This is a genomic window from Stenotrophomonas sp. STEN063 (assembly GCF_056854515.1).
Genome location: NZ_JBXFWF010000013.1, coordinates 38,342 through 60,460, shown reverse-complemented (window position 1 = coordinate 60,460; position 22,119 = coordinate 38,342). Strand labels below are relative to the sequence as shown.

General features: G+C 62.0%; 13 protein-coding genes. 7 read left to right on the top strand and 6 right to left on the bottom strand.

Features of this window, described 5'->3' with window-relative positions; translation table 11 throughout:
- Positions 1-2 precede the first annotated feature (2 nt).
- Complete coding sequence (locus AC1VWL_RS05530; protein WP_481534361.1) at positions 3-434, bottom strand: YciI family protein; 432 nt, start codon at positions 432-434, stop codon at positions 3-5.
- A 164-nt stretch (positions 435-598) separates the two neighbouring features.
- Between AC1VWL_RS05530 and AC1VWL_RS05525 the strand changes: the two genes are divergently transcribed.
- From AC1VWL_RS05525 to AC1VWL_RS05510, 4 genes are all read left to right on the top strand, one after another.
- Positions 599-973, top strand: a complete 375-nt coding sequence (locus AC1VWL_RS05525) for a YciI family protein (protein ID WP_482986046.1) — start codon at positions 599-601, stop codon at positions 971-973.
- Between the two features lie 757 nt (positions 974-1,730).
- On the top strand, positions 1,731-4,838 hold the full coding sequence (locus AC1VWL_RS05520; protein WP_482986045.1) for a TonB-dependent receptor: 3,108 nt from the start codon (positions 1,731-1,733) through the stop codon (positions 4,836-4,838).
- A 383-nt stretch (positions 4,839-5,221) separates the two neighbouring features.
- Complete coding sequence (locus AC1VWL_RS05515) at positions 5,222-8,203, top strand: TonB-dependent receptor (protein WP_482986044.1); 2,982 nt, start codon at positions 5,222-5,224, stop codon at positions 8,201-8,203.
- A gap of 351 nt (positions 8,204-8,554) precedes the next feature.
- Positions 8,555-11,590, top strand: a complete 3,036-nt coding sequence (locus AC1VWL_RS05510; protein ID WP_482986043.1) for a TonB-dependent receptor — start codon at positions 8,555-8,557, stop codon at positions 11,588-11,590.
- A gap of 104 nt (positions 11,591-11,694) precedes the next feature.
- On the opposite strand, the gene AC1VWL_RS05505 is transcribed toward AC1VWL_RS05510, so the two are convergent.
- A complete protein-coding gene (locus AC1VWL_RS05505) occupies positions 11,695-13,779 on the bottom strand; it encodes an NHL repeat-containing protein (RefSeq protein WP_482986042.1) in 2,085 nt (694 codons plus the stop codon).
- Positions 13,780-13,866: 87 nt separating this feature from the next.
- On the opposite strand from AC1VWL_RS05505, the gene AC1VWL_RS05500 reads away from it, so the two are divergent.
- The gene (locus AC1VWL_RS05500; protein ID WP_482986041.1) at positions 13,867-14,340 is read left to right on the top strand and encodes a hypothetical protein; all 474 of its coding nucleotides are present in this window, start codon (positions 13,867-13,869) and stop codon (positions 14,338-14,340) included.
- Positions 14,341-14,500: 160 nt separating this feature from the next.
- On the opposite strand, the gene AC1VWL_RS05495 is transcribed toward AC1VWL_RS05500, so the two are convergent.
- Positions 14,501-15,274, bottom strand: a complete 774-nt coding sequence (locus tag AC1VWL_RS05495) for a lytic transglycosylase domain-containing protein (RefSeq protein WP_482986040.1) — start codon at positions 15,272-15,274, stop codon at positions 14,501-14,503.
- A 123-nt stretch (positions 15,275-15,397) separates the two neighbouring features.
- On the opposite strand from AC1VWL_RS05495, the gene AC1VWL_RS05490 reads away from it, so the two are divergent.
- Positions 15,398-15,706 carry an ASCH domain-containing protein gene (locus AC1VWL_RS05490; RefSeq protein WP_482986039.1) on the top strand — a complete coding sequence of 103 codons (309 nt, stop codon included), beginning with the start codon at positions 15,398-15,400 and terminating at the stop codon, positions 15,704-15,706.
- A 362-nt stretch (positions 15,707-16,068) separates the two neighbouring features.
- Here the strand turns inward: AC1VWL_RS05490 and AC1VWL_RS05485 are convergent, their stop codons facing one another.
- The gene (locus AC1VWL_RS05485; protein ID WP_482986038.1) at positions 16,069-17,133 is read right to left on the bottom strand and encodes a chitinase; all 1,065 of its coding nucleotides are present in this window, start codon (positions 17,131-17,133) and stop codon (positions 16,069-16,071) included.
- Between the two features lie 188 nt (positions 17,134-17,321).
- The gene (locus tag AC1VWL_RS05480) at positions 17,322-18,290 is read right to left on the bottom strand and encodes a hypothetical protein (protein WP_482986037.1); all 969 of its coding nucleotides are present in this window, start codon (positions 18,288-18,290) and stop codon (positions 17,322-17,324) included.
- Between the two features lie 183 nt (positions 18,291-18,473).
- Between AC1VWL_RS05480 and AC1VWL_RS05475 the strand changes: the two genes are divergently transcribed.
- A complete protein-coding gene (locus tag AC1VWL_RS05475; RefSeq protein ID WP_482986036.1) occupies positions 18,474-20,222 on the top strand; it encodes an acyl-CoA dehydrogenase family protein in 1,749 nt (582 codons plus the stop codon).
- A 266-nt stretch (positions 20,223-20,488) separates the two neighbouring features.
- Here the strand turns inward: AC1VWL_RS05475 and AC1VWL_RS05470 are convergent, their stop codons facing one another.
- Entirely contained in the window at positions 20,489-21,982 is a 1,494-nt protein-coding gene (locus AC1VWL_RS05470; RefSeq protein ID WP_482986035.1) for a SulP family inorganic anion transporter, read from the bottom strand.
- Positions 21,983-22,119 lie beyond the last annotated feature (137 nt).

The window sequence follows — 22,119 nt, the reverse complement described above, 5'->3', positions numbered from 1 at the left end:
GTTCAGTTGTTGCGTTCGATCTGCTCGCGTAAACGCTGCTCCTGTGCCTGCAATTCCGGGGTGAAGGCGGCGCCGAAATCTTCAGCTTCGAAGAACGGGCGGATCTCCACTTCCACCGCACTGCCGTTGGTCGGGGTGAACGGGGCCCGCTTGAGCCACTCCACCGCCTCGTCCAGCGAGCGCACCTGCCACAACCAGAAGCCGGCAACGAGCTCGCGGGTTTCGGCGAACGGACCATCGATCACGCTGCGGCCCTCGGCGGCGAAACGCACCCGCGCGGCCTGTGACGTGGGCTTCAAGCCCTCGCCGGCCAGCATGATTCCGGCCTTCACCAGCTCCTCATTGAAGGCTCCCATCGCGGCGATCTCCGCCTCCGTGGGCATCACCCCGGCCTCGGTCTCGGGGGTCGCTTTCACCAGCACCATCACTTTCATCGCCATGCTCCGTTGCGGGCGGCATGCCCGCTACACATCAGGTACGACGATGCGTGGCTGGCAACCTCGACAAGGTCCTTCCATCTTTTTATGAATGAATTCATGCGGCAACGCAGCAGGCGTGATGCGACATCATGTGCAACCCCTGCGCCTGAGGCTGGACCATGAAGTTCATGCTGTTGATCTACATCGACCCGCAATTGCTGCAGACCGTGCCTGCCGATGACTACGACGCGCTGATGCGCGGCTGCCTGCAGCATGCCGATGCCCTCCAGGCGCAGGGCACACTGTTGATGTCACAACGCCTGCAGCCACCTGGCGGCGCACAGACCCTGCGCAGCCGCCAGGGCCAGTCACGGATCATCGATGGCCCCTTCGCGGAGACCCGCGAAATCCTGGCCGGCTTCAACCTGATCGAGGCAGCTGACGCCGGTGAGGCCATGCGCATCGCGCGGCAATTCCCGTGGGCGGCGTACGGCAGTATCGAGGTGCGGGCCGTGGATGACCTGGATGCAGAGCGGGTGCGGGTCGGGGCGTGAGCGCGTTTTGCGGTACAGCAAGGCGGCGCTGGCAATGAAGGATGATCCACGCCCCGCATGGCCAGCTGGTCCCAGCTGATCCTGGTTGCATACCTGCCAGCGCCTTCGCTCAGCGGGCAGTGCTCAACGTGGCAATCGTCGAGCCCCGTATCCGGACCGATCAAACCGCCATCCACGTCTTCCTGATCGCAAGGCTTGCGGTCCTCCAATAGCGGCGCCATTCGCCCGCTGCCGATGTCCCTTTCTGCATGGATCAGCACCGACCTCGCTGCACCAACCGGGGCCACTTCGGCCGTGTGTGCATGACGCTTCCATCGCCTGCCAGCAGAACTGCGGCCAATCTGGACTTGGCACATTCCAGGGTGGCCTGTGCACTCGGCCACACCATCTCGGGCTCGCAGGCAGCCCCAGAGAAAACGCACTACCGATCGTCGTCGGCCTGCTGATCGCAGGTCGCGGCACCGACTCACCAAGGCCCAGATGGGGAAATACCTGGTTGCTGGAAGCAGGCTCGCAAGCCGGGCGCCCATTGCCTCGATTCCGAGAGCCTGAATACGAGGAAGGGCAAAATGGCGTCATCCATTACCTTGGTGCCTTGACATGCAAGGCAATGATTTAAAAGGAAAATGAAAATTTTTACGGAAAATTTAATGAATGGCTATTAACTTTCACGCGTAACCAGCGTTATCTTTCGTTCACCTGGAATTTAGGTATCTAACTTGATGCCTGCCAGAGAACACCCATTTCGGAGAGAGAGATGACCCATCGCAAGACCATTCAACGGGCTGCTTTGAGCGCTGCCCTGACCCTGTGCCTCGCCGGCGTTGCCCATGCGCAGAGCACCACCGGTAGCATCTACGGCACGGTGCCATCGGCCGAAGCAGGTACCACCGTCCAGGTCACCAACAATGCCGGTTTCTCGCGCACGGTGACCGTGGGTGCTGACGGCCGCTACAGCATCAGCTCCCTGCCAATTGGCGACTACAAGATCAACGTGCAGCGCGATGGCCAGGTCATCGGCACACGTGATGTGTCGGTGATCGTGGGCGCAGGTACGGATGCCTCGTTCGCCAGCAGCGGTGCCGGCGCATCCACGCTGGAAACGGTCAATGTCACCGCTACCGCCGCAGCGGCGATAGATCTCACCGCCGTGGATACGCGCACGGTGATTACCGCCGAGCAGCTCAAGCGCCTGCCGATCGGCCGTACCGCTGAAGCCATCGCCATGTTGGCGCCAGGCGCGGTGGGCGGCGCCGGCGGCTACGCCGCACTGGCCAACCTGGTCTCCTTCGGCGGTGCTGGCGCCTCGGAGAATGCGTATTACATCAACGGTTACTTCACCGGCGAGCCGCTTTCCAACCTGGGCGGCTCCGGCCTGCCGTTCGTTGCGGTTGCCCAGCAGGAAACCTACACCGGCGGCTACAGCGCCAAGTACGGTCGCTCCGATGGTGGCGTGATCAACCAGGTCGGCAAGAGCGGCACCAATGAGTGGGAGTTCGGCGCACAGATCGACTGGGCACCGAAGTCCCTGCGCTCGCGCCGCGACGACCTGTACCTGCCCGACATCGACCTGTCGCAGTACAACTCAAATCCCAACCTGCCATCGACCTGCGGTACCAACAAGGACGAGAAGTGCGAATGGGGTTACTCGGATCCGGATCTGGCTGGCACCAAGTATCAGAGCGGCAAAGGCGTCGAATTCGGCTCTACCCGCTACAGCGGCTACGTGGGCGGCCCGATCATCCAGGACAAGCTGTTCTTCTTTGCCGGCGGTGAGTGGTACAAGACCGACTCGGTGACCAATCCGAACACGCTCGGCAATGCCCGCAGCGTCCATGCTGAGGACGACAACTCCAAGTACTACGTCAAGATCAACTGGAACATCAACGACAACAATCTGCTGGAGGCCACCTGGTTCCAGCAGAATGATGACTACAGCGGCAACTACCGTGCGTACGACCTGGACACCTTCACTCAAGGTGCGAAGCTCTCCACCGTACCGACACCGATCATCAAGGAAACCGACTATCGGGTCCTGAAGTACACCAGCTTCCTCACCGACAATCTGACCTTGAATGCCACCTACGGCACCAGCGATTTCACCAACCGCCAGGTCAACCCGAGCATCCTCGCAAACACCCCGTATATCGCAGGCTCGGCGTTCCAGGACCCGGCTGCCAACGGCGGCAAAGAGGTGAAGAACATCCAGGGTGGCTACCAGTCCATTGATGCAAAGGACAAGACCCGCGGCTTGCGCGCTGACCTGGAATGGGTGGTGGGCGACCACACGCTCAGTGTTGGCGTGGACAACATCAAGTTCGAAGCAAAGAACGAGGGCACGTCGCAGGTTGCCGACTACTGGGAATACAGGAAGGCCAGCAGCGGCGCCACCAACATCTCGCCGTCGCTGGGCGTGGGTGCGCCGGGTGGTGAGGGCTACTACGTTCGCCAGCTGAAGTACTTCAACAACACCAGCATGTCGCTCGACCAGAAGGCCTGGTATCTGGAAGACCGCTGGAAGGTGACCGAGAACCTGCTGCTCTCGATCGGCCTTCGCAACGACGAGTTCACCAACAAGAACGACGCCGGCCAGTCCTACATGGATGCCAAGGACCAGTGGGCACCGCGTCTTGGTTTCAGCTGGGACGTGATGGGTGATGCCTCGCTGAAGGTGTTCGGCAACGCTGGCCGCTACTTCCTGGCAATGCCCAACAACGTCGCAATCCGCGGCGCATCGGCATCTACCTATACCTACCAGTACTACACCTACAGTGGTGTCGATGCCAGCGGCCTGCCCACCGGCCTTGTCGAGGTTCCTGGCCTCAACGGTGCACCTGCACCGGGTCCGGTGTCGTCAAACGGCGAATATGGCGTGCCGGTCGATGTGTTGGCCTTCGCCCCCAAGGACATGAAGAACATGTACCAGGATGAGTACATCCTGGGCTTCGAGAAGACCTGGGGTTCCGACTGGGTTTACGGTGCAAAGTTCACCTATCGCGACCTGAAGTCATCCATCGACGATATCTGCGACAGCGGCAAGATCGTCGACAAGCTCATCGCCAACAAGATCGATCCGGATTCGGTTGAAGTCGCCAGCTGCTACATGTTCAACCCGGGCGGCAGCAACACCTTCAGCTTGAAGAACGTCAATGGCTCCGGCCGCACCGAGATCAAGATGAACGGCTCCGATTGGGGCTTCGATGAAGGCGTCAAGCGTACCTACAAGGCGATCGACCTGTACCTGGAGCATCCGTTCGACGGCAAGTGGGAAGGCCGCGTGAACTACACGTACAGCAAGAGCGAAGGCAACAACGAAGGCCAGGTGAAGTCCGAGTTCGGCCAGACCAACATCTCCAAGACCCAGGACTGGGATGCTGCCGAGATGATGCGCTTCGCCAACGGCTACCTGGCCAACGATCGTCGCCATCAGCTGAAGCTGTTCGGCAGCTATGCCATCACCCCGGAATGGATGGTGGGTGGCAACATCCGCGTGATGTCCGGCTCGCCGATCAGCTGCCTGGGCTATTACAACCCGGACGGCGGCATCAACGAGGGCACTACGGCCGGCGATCCGATCGGTTACGGCGCTGCTTACCACACCTGCCTGGGCAGCATCGCCAAGCCGGGTGCACGTCGTAATCCCTGGACCAAGAACGTCGATCTGGCCGTGACGTACCGTCCGTCGTACTTCGACGAAAAGGTCACCTTCAGCATGCAGGTGTTCAATGTCCTCAATGAGCAGAAGGCGACCCAGGTGGATGTGACTTCGGAAGAAGACGCATACACGGTGTCCAACACCTACATGGTGCCGATTGCCCGTCAGACCCCGCGCTACGTGATGTTCTCTGCAACCTACGATTTCTAAGAAACCCGCTGTGGCAGAACGAAGCGGCCCCCGAGCGGGGTCGCTTCTCCACGAAGAGCACTACACCGTGGCAACGCCAGACTCTAGCCAACCAACAAGATGACTCTCTGACACGTGATTGACCCCGGCCTCGGCCGGGGTTTTTTTTTGAAACGGCCCTCAGTGCGGCTGCGAGCAAGTGAGAGTCGCGAAAATGAACGCGAGCAAACTCTCATTCGTAAAGTTTTTTTCTTTATTTATCAATTGGTTGAAATTAGTTACAGCTGAGATTGTAAATAGCTTGTAAGTGAAATTAAGATTTCGTTCAGCTGTAACGAAAACTACATTTCCGTGCAGCGCGGTTGCAACAGCACTTTGCAAGATCAATGAACCAAGGAAATCTGATGACCCGCAGCACCAACGTCACCCGGCTCAAGCGCACCGCGCTGGCCATCGTCCTCACCTCGGTCATCGGCGCCGCCGCTGCCCAGAGCACCACCGGTTCCCTGTTCGGCAGCGCCCCCTCTGCCGCCGGTGCCACCATCACCGTCCAGAACGAATCCGGCCTCAAGCGCAGCGTCGCGGTCGACGCCAATGGCCGCTACAACCTCGGCTCGCTGCCGGTGGGCAAGTACTCGATCAGCCTGGAACGTGATGGCCAGGTCCTCGACAAGCGCGAAAACGTGCTGCTGCGCGTCGGCGCCGGCACCGAAGTCTCCTTCGGCAGTGAAGGTGCAACCACCCTGGATGCGGTGACTGTCACCGCTGCCAACATCCCGAAGATCGACGTAAGCAACACCGTTTCCAAGTCGGTGGTCACCGCCGAGCAGCTGGCCGTGCTGCCGCTGGGCCGCAGCGCCGAGTCGATCGCGCTGCTCGCACCGGGCGTGATCGCCGGCAGCGGCGAGTTCACCAATGGCTCGCGTTCGGTACTGTCCTTCGGTGGCGCCAGCGTTTCCGAGAACGCCTATTACATCAACGGCTACAACGTCACCAATCCGCTGAACTACCTGGGTGGCGTCAGCCTGCCCTACGGCTCCATTGATCAGCAGGAAACCTATACCGGTGGTTACAGCGCGAGCTACGGCCGCTCCACCGGCGGCGTGATCAACCAGCTCGGCGCACGTGGCACCAACGAATGGAAGTTCGGCGTGCAGACCACCTGGTCGCCGAAAAGCCTTTCGGCCTCGCCGCGCGACGTCTGGTACCCGCGTGACGGTTCCATCTACCGCTACCGCGATGGCGACGGCAAGACCCAGACCACCTATAGCGGCTACGTCAGCGGTCCGTTGATCGAAGATCGCCTGTTCGTGCACCTGGCCGCCGAGGCCGACAAGACCGATGGCGTGTCCACCAACAACATCGAGTCGGCGCAGCAGGCACGCAACAACTACAGCTACAGCTCGCCGAAGTTCTACGGCAAGATCGACTGGAACATCAACGACAACAACACGCTGGAATACACCCGTATCCAGAACACCGACCGCCAGGCCGGTTACTACACCGCGTTCGACTACGATGACCTGAGCGGCGGTGACCGTACCGGTGTCTATCCGAACACCACCAAGATCAAGGACACCTTCGACATCTTCAAGTACACCGGTTACCTGACCGATGACTTGACCTTGAGTGCCACCTACGGTCGCAGCAAGCAGGACAACCTTGCGTCCAACCCCAGCGACTCGCCGTTGCCGTACATCAGCGGCTCCGCCTACCAGGACCCGTTGATCACCGGCGGCTCGCCGATCCGCAACTCGCAGGCCACCAATGCGGGCAAGGCCAGCGACGCAGGCAGCAAGACCCGCGGCCTGCGCGTGGATCTGGAATACCGCATCGGCAACCACGAGCTGACGGCCGGTATCGACAACATGTATTACAACGCGCACAACGAAGGCCAGTCGATGACCGGCCCGGGTTATGCGTGGATCTATTCGCAGGTCGATCCAAACGAGTCGCCGAACAGCAAGTTCAACATCGCTGCGCCGGGTGGCGAGGGTTACATGGTGCAGAAGTACATCTTCTCCACCACCACCAGCATGAGCGTGGAACAGAAGGCCTACTACCTGGAAGACCGCTGGCAGATCACCCCGAACTGGCTGGTCACGCTGGGCCTGCGCAACGACAAGTTCACCAACTTCAACAGCTCGGCGGTTGCCTATGTTGAAAGCGGTGACCAGTGGGCCCCGCGTGCCGGCGTGAGCTGGGACGTGTTCGGTGATTCCTCGCTGAAGGTGTTCGCCAACCTTGGCCGTTACTACCTGGCCCTGCCCAACAGCGTCGCCATCCGCGGCGCCTCTGCATCCACCTATACCCGCGAGTACTTCACCTACTCGGGCATCGATGCTGACGGCAACCCGACTGGCCTGAACGCACTGGGCCCGGGTCCGGTGTCGTCGAACAACGAATACGGTGTTGCACCAGATCCGTACTCGGTCGCGCCAACCGACCTGAAGTCGCAGTACCAGGACGAGTTGATCCTCGGTTTCGAAAAGACCGTGGGTGAATCCTGGAACACCGGCGCCAAGGTTACCTATCGCCGTCTGCAGGCTGCCATCGATGACGTCTGCGATCCGGACCGCATGGCCGACAAGCTGTCCGCCGCTGGCGTGGACCCGGATTCGGTGACCATCCCGGGCTGCCTGATCTTCAACCCGGGCAAGACCAACACCTTCATGCTGGCCAACGTCGACGGCTCGGGTTACACCCAGCTGCAGATGAGCGGCCACGACTGGGGCTTCGGCAACCAGAAGGCCAAGCGTGACTACGTTGCCATCGACCTGTTCCTGGAACACCCGATGAGCGACAAGTGGTACGGCCGCCTGGATTACACCTGGTCGCGCAGCTTCGGCAACACCGAAGGCCAGGTGAAGTCGGACATCGGTCAGGACGACGTGTCCAAGACCCAGGACTGGGACGGCTCCTACCTGATGGAGTACGCCGGTGGTTACCTGGCCAACGACCGTCGCCACCAGCTGAAGGGCTTTGCTGCCTATCAGTTCAACGACGAGTGGACCGCGTCGGCAACGCTGAGCGTCGCCTCGGGCATGCCAAAGAGCTGCCTGGGCTACTACGGCACCGACATCACCGATCCGATGGGCTACGAGTCCGCCTACCACTACTGTGGTGGCAAGCCGTCGCGTCCGGGTGATGCAGGTCGCCAGCCGTGGACCAAGCGTCTGGATCTGGGTGTGCAGTACCGTCCGGCCTTCGCCGAGCACAAGCTCGCATTCGGCCTGAATGTCTTCAATGTCTTCAACGAACTGAAGCCGCTGCAGAGCGATCCCTCGTACGAAGTGGGTCCGAAGAAGATCTCGGAGACCTATGGCATCGGCACGTTCTACACCGCCCCGCGCTCGGTCCGTCTGACTGCGTCCTACGACTTCTGATCAGGAAGCGAAGCAGCAAAGCAATCTCTCATTGACGATGTACTTGAAACCCCGGCCTGGCGCCGGGGTTTTTTTTAGCTGCAACAGCAGCACTGCGAAGTGCTGTACCCGCCAACGTCAACACAATGCAAAGGCAAGTCCATCACTGAACATTCCGTCTTTCCAAGTCGCTTGTTCACGAAATTGACAGATGAAAAAAGGCCATAAAAAAAAGCAGAGCCCCTCATATTCGCCGCCGTAATTTGTCAGGCAACAGACTGAGTCGCCAAATCTCCGTGGGAGTTCAGTCAGCAAGAACTCACAACGCAAGGTTTGGGAGTCACCTGCCACCTACTCCATTGAGGGGAACCGATGAGCACTTACCCACGGACAACGCGTGTCTTCCACTGCGCTGCACTGGCATTGATGCTGGGCGCATGCGTGACCTCGGCCCATGCCCAGAGCACCACCGGCGACATCATCGGCAATGCCACCGCATCACATCGGATACAGGTGAGGAACCTGACAACCGGCAATGCACGCGAAGTACAGGTTGCGGCCGATGGCAGGTTCCGCGTCCCTGCACTGCCCACCGGCGAATACGAAGTATCAACGCTGGATGGCATCACGGTGGTCAACACTGCCAGAGTGCAGGTGATCGCCGGCCAAGCAAGCACAGTCCATCTGGTAGCAACCGGCGGCGCCACCTCACTGGACGGAATCACTGTACGAGGGCGTTGGCCAAACCAGATTGACGCTACCAGCGTGGAGACCCGAACCACCTTCACCGCCGAGCAGCTCAACACCTTGCCGGTAAGTCGCGACATCACCAGCATCTCGCTGCTTACACCAGGCACTGTCGCCAGCTCCGGTTACTTCGGCCCAGCCTCGTTCGGTGGCGCGTCGGCAGCAGAGAACAGCTACTACGTCGACGGTTTCAACGTCACCAATCTGTACGACAGCCTGTCGTTCTCTGAAGTGCCATTCCAGGCCATCGACCAGCTCGACGTCCAGACCGGTGGCTACGGTGCACGGTATGGTTTCTCCACCGGCGGCGTTACCTCGGTCAACGTCAAACGCGGCAGCAACGAATGGAAGGGCGGTTTCAGTTGGGCGGGTGTCCCCGCCGGTCTGCGCGAGAAAGCGCCGGATACCTTCCGCACCGACGGAAGCCTGCTCCGCTCCTACGACAGGAACAGCAGCAGCTCCAATACCTACACCGCATGGGTTGGTGGCCCGCTGATCGAGGACAAGCTGTTCGTGTTCGCCCTGGGGGAGTTCGGCCGCTCCAAACAAACCCTCTATGGCTCCCGCGTTGGCAGCCAGATCCGCAATGCCACCGCCCCGGACACACCGGTGGTTCCTGCCTCGTTGGACACGACTGCCTACGACTACGACTCAAAAAGCCCCTACTGGCTGGTCAAGCTGGATTGGTACCCCAATGATGCGAATCACATCGAGTACACCGGCTTTGACAACAGCAGCCGCTATACCTACGACTATTTCAATGCAGCCTATAGCAACGATGGCAGCAACGGTGAGCCGTCCAAGGTACGAGCATTCGGGCAACTGGTTGGCAAGAGTGGCGGCCAGACCGACATCTTCAAATGGACCAGCTACCTGACCGACACCCTGACCGCGTCACTGCAATACGGGCAGATGCGCAACCGCAACTCACAGTTCACCATCAGCCCCGATGGCACCGTGAGTGCCTACGATGGCAGCATCGACGGCGACAGCGGCGCATGCCCTTACGTCATCGACACCAACGGCGCACAGATCGGCTGCGCGGTAAGTAGCTCCGTCAACATGCAGGGCGGCCATGACAAGCGCAGCAACACTCGCCTCGACCTGGAGTGGCAACTGGGCAAGCACAAGCTCAGCGGCGGCTACAGCGACGAAGACTGGGATTCCACCGCAGGCACCTCCTATTCGGCAGGTGCCTACTGGCGGCTGACCCCAGCCTATGCCTACCTGATCAATTTCCGCACTGGCGGCGGAATTGGCATCGACCAGAAGTCCTGGTACCTGGATGACCACTGGCAGATCACCGACAACTTCATGCTCTACGTCGGCGTCCGCAACGATTCGTTCGAGAACAGGAACGGCGCGGGCGCGACGTTCGTCAAGCAGGACAATATCTGGCAACCACGCCTTGGCTTCACCTGGGACGTGCTCGGTGACGGTAGCAGCAAGCTGTATGCATCGCTCGGCCGCTACTCACTGCCGATCGCCGCCAATGTTGCGCTGCGCGCTGCATCTGCCTCGTACTACACCTACAACTACTACAGCTATAGCGGCTATGACCCGGTCAGCGGCGTCCCCAATGTCACCGGATCCTATGCCGGCGGCGCATACGACTTTGTCGTGAACGGCGAAGACGGCAGCACCCCGGACCCGAAGGCCGTCGCCAGCAAGGGCTTGAAGCCCTATACCCAGGATGAGGCCATCCTCGGCTACCAGTATGAGCTGCACTCGGACACAAGCTGGCTCGATGCATGGACGCTCAGTGCAAAAGCCACCTACCGCCGCATCAACAATGTCATCGATGACACCTGCGACACGCGCCAGCTGTACCACGTTGCCGAGGACGCCGGCTATGACGTCTCCAGCTGGGGCGGCGAGTGGGGCGTGCGGGAAGGCCTGCCGGGTTGCTACCTGTACAACCCGGGCCGCGACTTGACCCTGAGCCTGGATGTGGACGGCAACGGCAGCGCTGAAACCCTCACCGTTGCCGCCGACAAGCTGGGCCCGGAGGCCAAGCGTTACTACAAGGCATTGACCCTGGCTGCGGAAAAGCACACCGACAAGTGGTATGCCAGCTTCAACTACACCTGGGCCAAGCTCAGCGGCAACTACGAAGGTCTGGTGAAGAGCACCAATGGCCAGAGCGATACCGGCACCACCTCGGATTTCGATTTCGCCGAGATCATGTACGGCGCCGATGGTTACCTGTTCAACGACCATCGCCATACCTTCAAGCTTTACGGCGGCTACAACTTCAACGACGAGTGGCAGGTGGGTGCCAACATCCAGGTGCAGTCGGGCGCACCGATCAGCTGCCTCGGCGGCGGCACGGGCACTTTCGGTACCGAGTACGGCTACGCCGGCGTATTCCACACCTGCAATGTGGGCGAAGACGACATCTCCAGGCTGGGCGGGTCCGGCCGCACGCCGTGGACGCTCAACGTCAGCCCCAACGTGGTGTACAAGCCGAGATGGGCCCAAGGCCTGAGCATGCAGCTCTCCGTACTCAATGCCTTCAACTCGATCAAACCGTTGCAGGTATATGAGACCAGGTACTCGTACAACTCGGCAGGCACGATCACCGATTTCTACAACTACCGGGCCGGCAAGTACTACACCACGCCGCGCTACGCCCGCCTGCAGCTGCAGTACGACTGGTAAGCGACGCGCCGAAGCTGGTTGGCCACGGGTGATTCCATCCGTGGCCAACTCCGATCAGCGCAAACCGTCATTCCCCCACCTACAGAGCAGACGCGGGCGCATAATCACTGGGCAATGCTGATGTCGAGCCTGTTGCCCAGCGCAGCTTCATTGCCACTGTAGTCTTTCGCGGTGATCCGGATCGTGTAGTTGCCCGGCTGCAACTCCATCGGCTGCAGCTCGCCGCTGGCCAACAAACCATCACGCACGGTATTGGTCAGCACGTAGCGGAAGCGGGTACTGCTGCTGCCATGCACGGTGATGCCGCTGTCCGCCGCATAAGCGAGCTTCACCGCTTCGCGTTGCGGTGGCATGCGGTTGAAGATGATGTTGGTACGTGGTTGTTCGTAGCCGGGCAGCGCGCGGCCAGTGGCGTCGAGTATCTGGTAACCCAGGCTGTACAGGCCTAGCCGGCGTCGCGGCAGGTTGTTGTCAACCTGGTCCCAGGCCTCCACCACCAGTTGCAGGCCACCGCCATCGCGCGGCACCTGCAGGCGCCCATCGACCTTGTCGATCAGGCGCTGGTTGTTGCTGTCGAGCAGGGCGATGTCGTCGATCTTCGGTGCCACGTGGTCGGCGTAGTTGGAGAAACCAAGCCGCACCGCATTGCGCTCGTAGCCCGACGGCCCAATCGCCAGGTGCACATGCGCCTGGTTGTTGATGCTGCCCAGCGCATCACCGGGCTGGAAGCGCGTGCCACGGCGTACACGCACGCGCTCCAGCTGGCCGGCTTCGTCGTAGACGAGCTGCATGCGTGCCGGATCCAGTGTGCGATTGGATGCATCGCGACCAACCTTCATATGGATGTAGTCGAGCTTGTCCAATGACAGGCCCTCGGCCTGGCCGCCCAGCGTCCAGGTCGATGCCGGGCTGCTGACCTTGGCACTGGCGATGGCCAACACGGTCTGACCCACATCACCGCGCACATCGAAGCCACTGTGCAGGTGGTGGCGGCTCTCGCCGCTGAAGTTGCCACGCACCTCGCCCAGCGTGCCGGTGACTTCATGCCAACCCAGTTGGGGTGCCAGTGGCCAGCGGCCTTGGTTGGCGGGTAGCGGATTGTCCGGCGACGGCCCGAGTTGCGCAGGTACATCAGCAGCTGTCGCTGTGCGCGGCACAAGGTGATGGATGCGATAGGCATCCGCGTCGCTCAACAGCAGGCTGCCATCCGGCGCCAGTGCCAATCCTGCAGGGCGCGCGAAGCGCTGGGCATCGTTGCCCGCCACGGCCACGATATGGCCGTGTGGTGACAGCTGCACCACGCGGCCGCTCAGCCGCTCGCCAACATAGACCACGTCGTCATGGGTGATGGCCAGGGTCATCGGCCCCCACAGCACCCGATCGGCGTTGGGCATGCCAACCCGGGTACTGACCATGCCGGTGCTGCTGACCGTGCGCAGCGCGTTGTTCTGCAGGTCGGCGACCCACAGGTTGCCGTGGCTGTCGAACGTCAGGTCGGTCGGTGTATCAAAACGCGCTTGTGCGCCCTGCCCATCCTCCCAACCCGGCAGTGCACCACCGGCCAGGGTGCTGACCGTGCCATCGGTAGCAATCACGCGGATGCGGTCATTCCAGGTATCGGCGACATAAACGCGGCCGTCCGCAGCCACCGCCACGCCCATTGGTCCATTGAAGCGCGCCTGCGCGCCCTTGCCATCAGCGAAGCCCGGCGTGCCATCACCGGCCAGGGTAGTGACCTGGCCCTGCGCGCTGATCCTGCGGATGGCATGGTTGCCGGTGTCGGCCACATAGAGATTGCCCTGCCCATCCAGGGCGATGCCCGACGGCGTATTGAACTTCGCCGCCGCGCCTTGGCCGTCTGCAAATCCTTCAGTGCCACCGGCCAGAACCTGGAAGGCACCGTCAAGGCCGCGGTAGAGAATGCGATTGTTGTCGCCGGCATCGGCGACGAACAACAGGCCACCGCCCATCGCCAGCCCCCAGGGATCACTGAAGCGGGTCTGTGCGGCCTTGCCGGCGCTGTTACCCGCCACGCCGTCGCCACCCAGCAACTCGATCTGCGCCTGCCAGCCCAGCGCTGTAGGCGGCGGACCCGCTGGCGCTGGCGCCTGCGGCGCCCACACGAAGGTGGCAGCCAGCGCGGCGCCGGTCACGGTGATGACGGCAATTACCCAATGTTTGCGATCCATGTACACCCAACCAACGACGGACCCGGCACCATAGACGCTCACGGCCCGCGGCGAAACCGCCGAAAGCCCTGCATGGTGGAGAACCGTATGCATCTATATCTGCAAGAAGAGGCGATCCGCCTGCAGGCTGGGCAGAGCACGGATATCAGCCTGTCGCTGTCACTGCCCTCGCTGTTGAAGGCGGGACTGCAGCATTTCCCGCCTTCGGAGCAGGCAATGGAACAGGCCATCGCCAGCACCGAAGATGCCTTGATGCCATGGATTCCAGCCTTGCGCCTGGATTCGCTGGAGGTATTGGAGTGTGCCGATGCGGTGCTGGCGCCCCTGCCGGGCGTGCTGGGCTATCCGCCGCAGGCGATCTGTGAGCTGGACATCGACGAAGTCGAGCGGGCATTCAACCAGCTGGCACAGGTAGCGGCGGGGATGCCGGCAAAGAGCCTGGATTTACCCGAGCGCCCGGATTTCGTTGCCGCGCTGGTGGTGGTCCGCGAGCTGATGCATCACGTTGGTTGGGATCAGTTGCGGTTGCTTGAGGCTGGGCTGGTTGGTGCTGAGAACTGACGCCAGAGCAAAAGCACCCCTCCCCAACCCTCCCCTGCTGCGCAAGGGAGGGAGCTCAAGCCAAAGCTGCGGCGGTCCCCTCCCTTTGCCGCAGGCAAGGGGAGGGTTGGGGAGGGGTGCTCTTGCCCTGCTTTTGCCTCTCTCAGTCCAGAAAAACCCACTACAAAGCTGGCTTCTCCGGCGCCGTCCCCATCGCCTCGCGATAACGCCCGTACAAGGCCAAGACCTTGTCCACGTATTGCCGGGTCTCCGCATAGGGCGGCACTCCGCCATAACGTGCGACCACCCCGATCCCGGCGTTGTAAGCCGCTGCCGCCAAGGTTCGGTCACCGTTGTAGCGACGCAGCAGCGACTTCATGTAACGCGCACCACCGCTGATGGACTGTGCTGGGGACAGGGGATCACTCACCCCGTACTCGGTTGCCGTCTCCGGCATCAACTGCATCACCCCCTGCGCGCCCTTGGGCGACACCGCTTTTTCATCGAATGCGCTTTCGGCATGGGCGACTGCACGCAACCAGGCATCGTCCACGCCGGTGGCCTTGGCAGCGGCACGGAATTGCGGGGCGTGCCGGTTCAACTGCGGTGTGCCTACCCGGCCAAGACCTTCATGGGCCGGCTCGCCCGGCGGCGTGGCGACAGTGAAACGCAGGTAGGGTGTCGAGCCCGGCAGGTTGCGGGTGGAATAAACCAGCCTGCCATCCTGCTCACGCTCATACAGGGTGCCACTGAACACACCGAAGTTGCCCCAGAGATTGGGGGTCTGCACGGCGTTGTCCTCGATCTCGATGGCCTTGCAGCTGGAGCCCGGCTCCGGCGCAGTGGCCATGCTGACCGTGCCTTTCTGCACGCAGCGGTACACCGTGCGTGCCTGCAACGGCGCGCACAGCCCGTACAACAGCAGCAACAGCACAAGCGCGGCCGCGCGCGGCATGGGGCCAGATCCAATCGTGAGGAAGGAGACGATGCTGAGCCTGCCTGTTTGAACGGCAGATGATGAAAAAGCCGCCAATCGCGCCCAGAATGAATACCTGCTTTCCAGCCCCTTCCAGCCCCCATGACCGTGCCCCTGCTCGGCTTTGATAACCCCCAATTCCATACCGGACGTAACACCAGCGTACGGCGAGGCGCGCGTTGGCATGGGGTGGCGCAGGCGTGTATCGAACGGGGTGAAGGCCGCCAGATTGGCCCGATCTCACTGCAGACCGAACTGCGGGCCTTTGATGCCCTGGATGAAGGCGATCTGCGCGATGAGCATGATCCTGGCTGTCGCACGCCTGCAGGATTACTTGCGGTGATGCAGCGCTTGTATCCCGGGTTTCGCGGTGATGAGTTGGTGACGCTGGTGCATTTCTGGGTGGAGTGAGAGAACACACCTGAATGCCAACGGATAGCCTGGCCGCGCAGCGAGCTGGACCGGGCAAGCACAGCCGGTGGACGGAGCTCTGGCGGTCATTCCGATAGGCTGCCAACAGCCCCGGGTGCGCTGCGCTTACCCGGGCTACATATGTGCTGTTGCTTCTGCTTCTGCTTCTGCTTCTGCTGTCGCTGTTGCTGTTGCTGTTGCTGTTGCTGTTGCTTCTGCTGTTGCTTCTGCTGTTGCTTCTGCCGTGGCCGTGGCTCTTTCCTTCTCCCGTTCACGGGAGAAGGTGGTGCGAAGCACCGGATGAGGGGAGCTTTTGCTTTTGCTTCAAGCAAAAACCAAAACCGCAAAAGCTCCCACCACAATCAACGCCCCTGCGCTGCCCGCAGATGCGCGCCTACCGGACCCGAGAACGCGCGCCCATCGGCCACATCCCAATTGATCGACCAGGTCATCACGCCACGGAAATCCGGATGCGGCTGGCTCGGCTTCACCTCATCGCATTGCTTCGCCATTGTCAGGCAATCGAAGGCACGATTGATATCCACCGGCGTCGCATAACCATTGCCTGCAGCGCGCAGACCCGACGGCAGGGCCAAGGCAACCTGGTCCGCACGCAACCCAGCAAAGCGTCCCTTGCCACCGGCCAGATCAAACCCTTCGATCAGCATCCTGACCGAGCCCACCATCATGTCCACGCTGCCACCCGGATATTTCTCAGGGCGGTACGGCGTGGGCAGGCCACCGTTGTTGTAAAGCTGCACATGCAGCAGATCCAGTTCCTCGCGCAGGCCATCGATCAGCGGCAGATACGCACCCCAGATGCCTTCCATAGACACCATGCCGCCCTGCACATACGGATGCTCCGGCGCCATCGACACATACAGGTTCGGGTACATGCCATGCAGGCGCTTCACCGCCGAAATCAGATGCGGCGTAACCGGCGCGCCGTGCACCACACCTGCGATCTTTTCCAGATCGACATCAATACCATCGAAGCCGTAGGTGTTGATCGCATCTGCGGTGGTGCGGACGAAATTGTCTTCGTCACGCTGGGTGTTCAAGGTCACCGTGCCCAGTTCACCCCCGAAGGACAACACCACGATCTTGCCCTGCGCACGCTTGGCGGCGATGTCGGCAATCAGCTGCGTGCGGTCCAGCGCGGGATCCGGATTGAACGCCACCTTGCCCTCGCCCATGTCATCGGCGAAGGCCAGCACGATCACGTCCCAGCTCTCATCCACCTTGCCCACCGGCAACAGGCCCTGGCCGTTGTCGAAGTTATGCAGATAGCCAACCAACGTATGTTTGGGTAGCGCGTGGCTATGCCCCGGGGCGACACCAACACCTGCGGACGGCACCGGCGTTGCCTGGCAACCGAATGTCGAAACAAGCGCCAGCGTGGAGAACAAAAGACCGATCGACTTCATCGCACCACCAGAATAGGAAGATGCCCGATTCTAGGCATGCGAAACCGGCGAAAAACCATTCAAAGACAATAGCTTAGAAAAGTCGTCCTGTTTTGTCCCGGTTTGTCCGGCAGCTGACGCGCAGGCCGCTCAGCGAGAACCGGCAATGGCGACAGCCAAGCCCGCCGCTGGCCCAGGATGACCGCCGCTCAAGTGCACATTTTCATGCGCCGCTCGGCATCCCACAGTGCACGCCGGGCCATGTCATAGGCGCTGTCCGCGGCACTGAGCAGGCTGTGCTCGGCCTCCACCGGATCGGCGCCATTGTTGAAACGGTACTCGGCACGCTGCAGCGCATCCAGGTGCGTCATCACCGGCGCAAGCCACTGCCGGCGCTGCTGTCCATTGCAACGCGGATAGCGCTGCTCCAGCGCGCCCAGCGCAACGCGAATGCGGCGACTGGCTTCACCCTTCATGTCCGGTGCTTTCTCATAACGGATGGGCGCGGCCTTGTAGGCATCGCCCGTGGCTTCGCTACCGAGATCGGACTTGCGCTCATGCAGGCTGGGATTGAACGCCACCTCGGGCGGACGCCGTGCCTGTGCCGGTTGGATATCCGGACCGTGGATCAAACGGGCACCGATCTGGCCCAACGTCGGCGGCTTCGTCTTGTCCTCGAACATGCCGGAGACCAACTCCTCCAGCGGCCGCTCGCCGACGCCCGTGGCCAACGCTTCGCGGTGTTCGAACACCCGCTCGGTCGCACTTTTCTGGCGCGTGGCGTTACCGTCGGTGGGCACCGCCAAACTACCGTCCTTGCCATACAGGCGCTGCGACCAGCCCATCTGCGCTGGTGCTGGCTTCGCTGCAGGCGCCGCAGCCACGGCAGGCGACGGAGTCGCAGACGGTACATCAACCGCAGGCAGGTCAAACCTGGCCACTGCCTGCGCACGCGGTGGATTCTGCAGCGCCGAAGCCACCGCTTGTTGTGCCGGCAAACGCGCCGCAGCTTGGGGCGAAGTCAGCAACCAGCGCAGTTGGATCCGGGTTTCCTCCCGTGCAACGTTCAGCTCCGGCAACTGCAACAGCAAACGCACCAGCCCGGACATGAACGCCAAGGCAATCACGCCGGCAGTCAATCGGGTCCATAGCGGTTCGGCAGCAGGATCAGAACGCATGCAACTCCAGCAAAAGACGACGCAGGGCAACAACCGGCCCTGTCACGGTACGTCGGCACACTGCAAAGACCGACAAGAGCACAACGAGTTCCACGATTGTGCCCGTCGAATGTGTGAACCTGTGGCAAGAGTGGGTCATCATCGGGCAAACGCCGTCATCGTTCGCAGCACAAGGAGCCGTACGTGAATACCGTTGCAGCACAGAACCTGGATGAAAGCATCGCCAAGCAGCTGTTCTTTGGCCATATCGCCGAAGATGTGCTGTTCCCCTACCCACAGATCCGTGAACGTGACCGCGAGATGCTGGGCGCGATGACCGATGCCATCGACCAGTTCCTGGCCGACAAGACCGCCGAGCTGCGCCAGTACGACCGCGACGCCGAGCAGCCGCCGGAATTCATCCAGGCGCTACGCGACATGGGCCTGTTCGGGCTGATCATTCCGGAGGAATTCGGCGGGCTGGAGCTGTCCAACGGTGCCTACGCGCGCGTGCTGGGCCAGACCAGCAGCCATGACAGCTCGGTGTCGCTGACCATCGGCGCGCACAGCTCGATCGGCATGAAGGGCCTGCTGCTGTTCGGCAACGACGAGCAGAAGCAGCGCTACCTGCCCAGACTGGCCAGCGGCGAGATGATCGCGGCCTTCTGCCTCACCGAATCCGGCGCCGGCTCCGATGCCGCGGCCATCCGCACCAAGGCACACCGCAACGACGACGGCAGCTGGACGCTGAGCGGCGAGAAGATCTGGATCACCAACGGCGGCATCGCCGATTTCTACACCGTGTTCGCGCGTACCGACACGCCCGAAGGCAAGGTCACCGCCTTCATCGTCGAGGCCGGCTGGGAAGGCGTCAGCCACGGCCCGCACGAAGACAAGATGGGCATCCGCGCCTCGTCCACCACCACGGTCGCCTTCAGCGATGTACGCGTTCCCGCGGCCAATGTGCTGGGCCCGGTCGGCAAGGGCTTCAAAGTGGCGATGAACATCCTCAACAGCGGCCGCACGGGTCTGGGCGGCGGTGCGGTCGGCGGCATGCGTGCGCTGATCCGCATGGCCTGCGCACAGGCCAGCGAGCGCAAGCAGTTCGGCCAGTCGATCGCCGAGTTCGGCCTGGTGCGCGAGAAGATCGCACAGATGACCGCCGATTGCTTCGCCGCCGAAAGCACGGTGTGGATGGTGGCGCACCTGATCGACAGCGGCCGCACCGACTATTCGGTGGAAGCGGCGATGAGCAAGATATTCGCCAGCGAAGCGGTGCAGCGCAGCTGCTACGAGGCCCTGCAGATTGCTGCCGGCAACGGCTTCATGCGCGAACTGCCCTACGAGCAGATGACCCGCGATACGCGCATCCTGTCGATCTTCGAAGGCACCAACGAAATCCTGCGCCTGTACGTGGCACTGAATGGCCTGAAGGGTGTGGGCGCGACATTGAGTGAGCTGCAGAGCGCGGTCGGCGGCATCTTCAACGACCCGATCAAGGGCTTCGGCGTGCTCAGCGACTATGCCGGACGCCGCGTGCGTGAAGCCACCGGCTATGGCACTGGCCGTATACGCGCGCCACTCAATGATGCGTTGCGGCCCTTGGCGCGCTTGTGCGAGAAGTACACGGTGGAGCTGTCCAAGGCCTCGGACCGGTTGCTGCGCAAGCACGGCAAGAAGATCGCCGACCAGCAGCACGCGCAGAAGCGCGTAGCCGATATCGCCATCGACCTGTTCGTCGGGCTGTGCGTGCTGTCGCGCGTGGAGAGCCTGCTGCAGGCCGGTCACCCCGCAGCGGACGACGCGGTGAAGATCGCCCGCCTGTTCGCGCGTCAGGCGCGCCGGCGCATGGCGCGCAACGTGCGGGGACTGGAGCGCAACGAAGATGAGATCGTCGAATCGCTGGCCGCATCGGTGTTGGAACGCGGCGGCTACACCTGGGATGTGATGTAAGCCCTCTGGTGTTTGTAGGAGCGGCGTAAGCCGCGAAGCCACTGCACCATCCGCCGAGAACGTTCCTGCAATTGCGTACACCTTGGCAATCGGCACCTGCATCAGCTTCGCGGCTGATGCCGCTCCTACAACAGCAACACGTGCGGCCAACGCTTGTGGGAGCGGTGTAAACCGCGAAGCAACCGAGCTATCCGCCGAAGAAGATCCTGTAATTGCAATCAACCTGGTAATCGGCAGCTCCACCGGCTTCGCGGCTTACGCCGCTCCTACAAAGCTGGGTCATCCACAGCCAGCTCACCCTCGCGCAACACCCGCCGCATCAGCATCCGTGCTTGTCGGTCCAGGCCCAGCACACGCGGCTTCACGCCATGGTGGCGATAGCGGCTGACCACCTTCTCCAAAGCCGCCACCGCGGTGATATCCCACAGCTGCGCACCGGATAGATCAATCGTCACCGCACGCCCTTCGGCAACGCGTGGATCAAAGGCATCAATGAACGCATCCGCGGACGCAAAGAACACCTGCCCGCGTACCACATGGCGAAGGCTGCCATCCTCCTGATCCAGCGTTTCCACGCGCAACAGGCGCGCAACCTTCAGCGCGAAGAAAACACCACTCAGCAACACACCAACGCCAACCCCGGCCGCCAGATTATGCGTGCCCAGCGTCACCGCTACCGTGGCCAGCATCACCACACCGGACAGGTGTGGATGCCGCAGCAGTGCGCCCAGGCTGCGCCAGTCAAACGTGGACACGCTGACCATCACCATGATCGCGACCAGCGCGATCACCGGCACCTGCCCAACCCAGGGCTTCAACAACACCATCAGCACCAGCAGGAACACGCCGGCAAACAAGGTCGACAGCCGACCACGTCCGCCGTACTTCACGTTGCCCACGGTCTGCCCGATCATGCCGCAGCCTGCAATGCCGCCGAACAGGCTGGCGGCAATATTGGCCACGCCCAGACCCGTGCACTCTCTGTTCTTGGAACTGGGCGTATCGGTGAGCTCATCGACCACCCGCGCCGTCATCATCGATTCCAGCAGGCCCACCATCGCGATCGCCAAGGCCGGCATCGCGATGATGCGCAGCGTCTCCAGATCAACCGGCAGTGATGGCAGACCCATCCATTGCGGCAGCGCATCCGGCAATTTGCCAAGATCGGCGACGGTGGGCAGATCCAGCTTCAGCCACGATGCCAGCACGCTCAGCACCACGATGCAGATCAACGGCGACGGAATCGTCCGCATGCCCGGCAGGGGCAGTCGCGGCAGTCCGTAGATGATCAACAAGCCCAACGCCAGCATCGCCCAGGTGCCGGCAGTGGCGCCGTGCAGCTGCGGCAGCTGCGCGGCGAAGATCAGGATGGCCAGCGCATTGACGAAGCCGGTGCGCACCGAGCTGCTGACAAAGCGCATCAACACGCCCAGCCGCAGCACGCCGAACACGATCTGGATGACGCCCGCCAACAGGCCCGCCGCAAACAGATACGGCAGGCCATGCGCACTGATCAGCGGCGCCGCCACCAAGGCCACCGAACCGGCAGCCGCCGTGATCATCGCCGGTCGCCCGCCGAACACCGCGATGACGATGCTCAGCACGAAGGAAGCGAACAGGCCAACCTGCGGGTCCACCCCGGCCACGAACGAGAACGCGATGACCTCGGGGATCAGCGCGAAGGTGGCCACGGCTCCGGCCAACATCTCGCGCAGGGGATTGGCGCGCCATTGCGCCAGTTCAGAATGCAGGAAGGACATACGGGCTGGCCGCCGGCGCTGGCCGATGGGGTGCGGCAGCGCAGGCAGAATCAAGATAAGGGGCGCGAATTATGCCTGCTTGGGTTGCTGCGCGCTGGTTGGTGCAGGGTTCCCGGCAAAAGCCTGAACGTCCAAAG

Bases quoted from the DNA above. Each gene is read 5' to 3' on its own strand.
- AC1VWL_RS05530 (WP_481534361.1), bottom strand. From the start codon at position 434: ATGAAAGTGATGGTGCTGGTGAAAGCGACCCCCGAGACCGAGGCCGGG.
- AC1VWL_RS05525 (WP_482986046.1), top strand. From the start codon at position 599: ATGAAGTTCATGCTGTTGATCTACATCGACCCGCAATTGCTGCAGACC.
- AC1VWL_RS05520 (WP_482986045.1), top strand. From the start codon at position 1,731: ATGACCCATCGCAAGACCATTCAACGGGCTGCTTTGAGCGCTGCCCTG.
- AC1VWL_RS05515 (WP_482986044.1), top strand. From the start codon at position 5,222: ATGACCCGCAGCACCAACGTCACCCGGCTCAAGCGCACCGCGCTGGCC.
- AC1VWL_RS05510 (WP_482986043.1), top strand. From the start codon at position 8,555: ATGAGCACTTACCCACGGACAACGCGTGTCTTCCACTGCGCTGCACTG.
- AC1VWL_RS05505 (WP_482986042.1), bottom strand. From the start codon at position 13,779: ATGGATCGCAAACATTGGGTAATTGCCGTCATCACCGTGACCGGCGCC.
- AC1VWL_RS05500 (WP_482986041.1), top strand. From the start codon at position 13,867: ATGCATCTATATCTGCAAGAAGAGGCGATCCGCCTGCAGGCTGGGCAG.
- AC1VWL_RS05495 (WP_482986040.1), bottom strand. From the start codon at position 15,274: ATGCCGCGCGCGGCCGCGCTTGTGCTGTTGCTGCTGTTGTACGGGCTG.
- AC1VWL_RS05490 (WP_482986039.1), top strand. From the start codon at position 15,398: ATGACCGTGCCCCTGCTCGGCTTTGATAACCCCCAATTCCATACCGGA.
- AC1VWL_RS05485 (WP_482986038.1), bottom strand. From the start codon at position 17,133: ATGAAGTCGATCGGTCTTTTGTTCTCCACGCTGGCGCTTGTTTCGACA.
- AC1VWL_RS05480 (WP_482986037.1), bottom strand. From the start codon at position 18,290: ATGCGTTCTGATCCTGCTGCCGAACCGCTATGGACCCGATTGACTGCC.
- AC1VWL_RS05470 (WP_482986035.1), bottom strand. From the start codon at position 21,982: ATGTCCTTCCTGCATTCTGAACTGGCGCAATGGCGCGCCAATCCCCTG.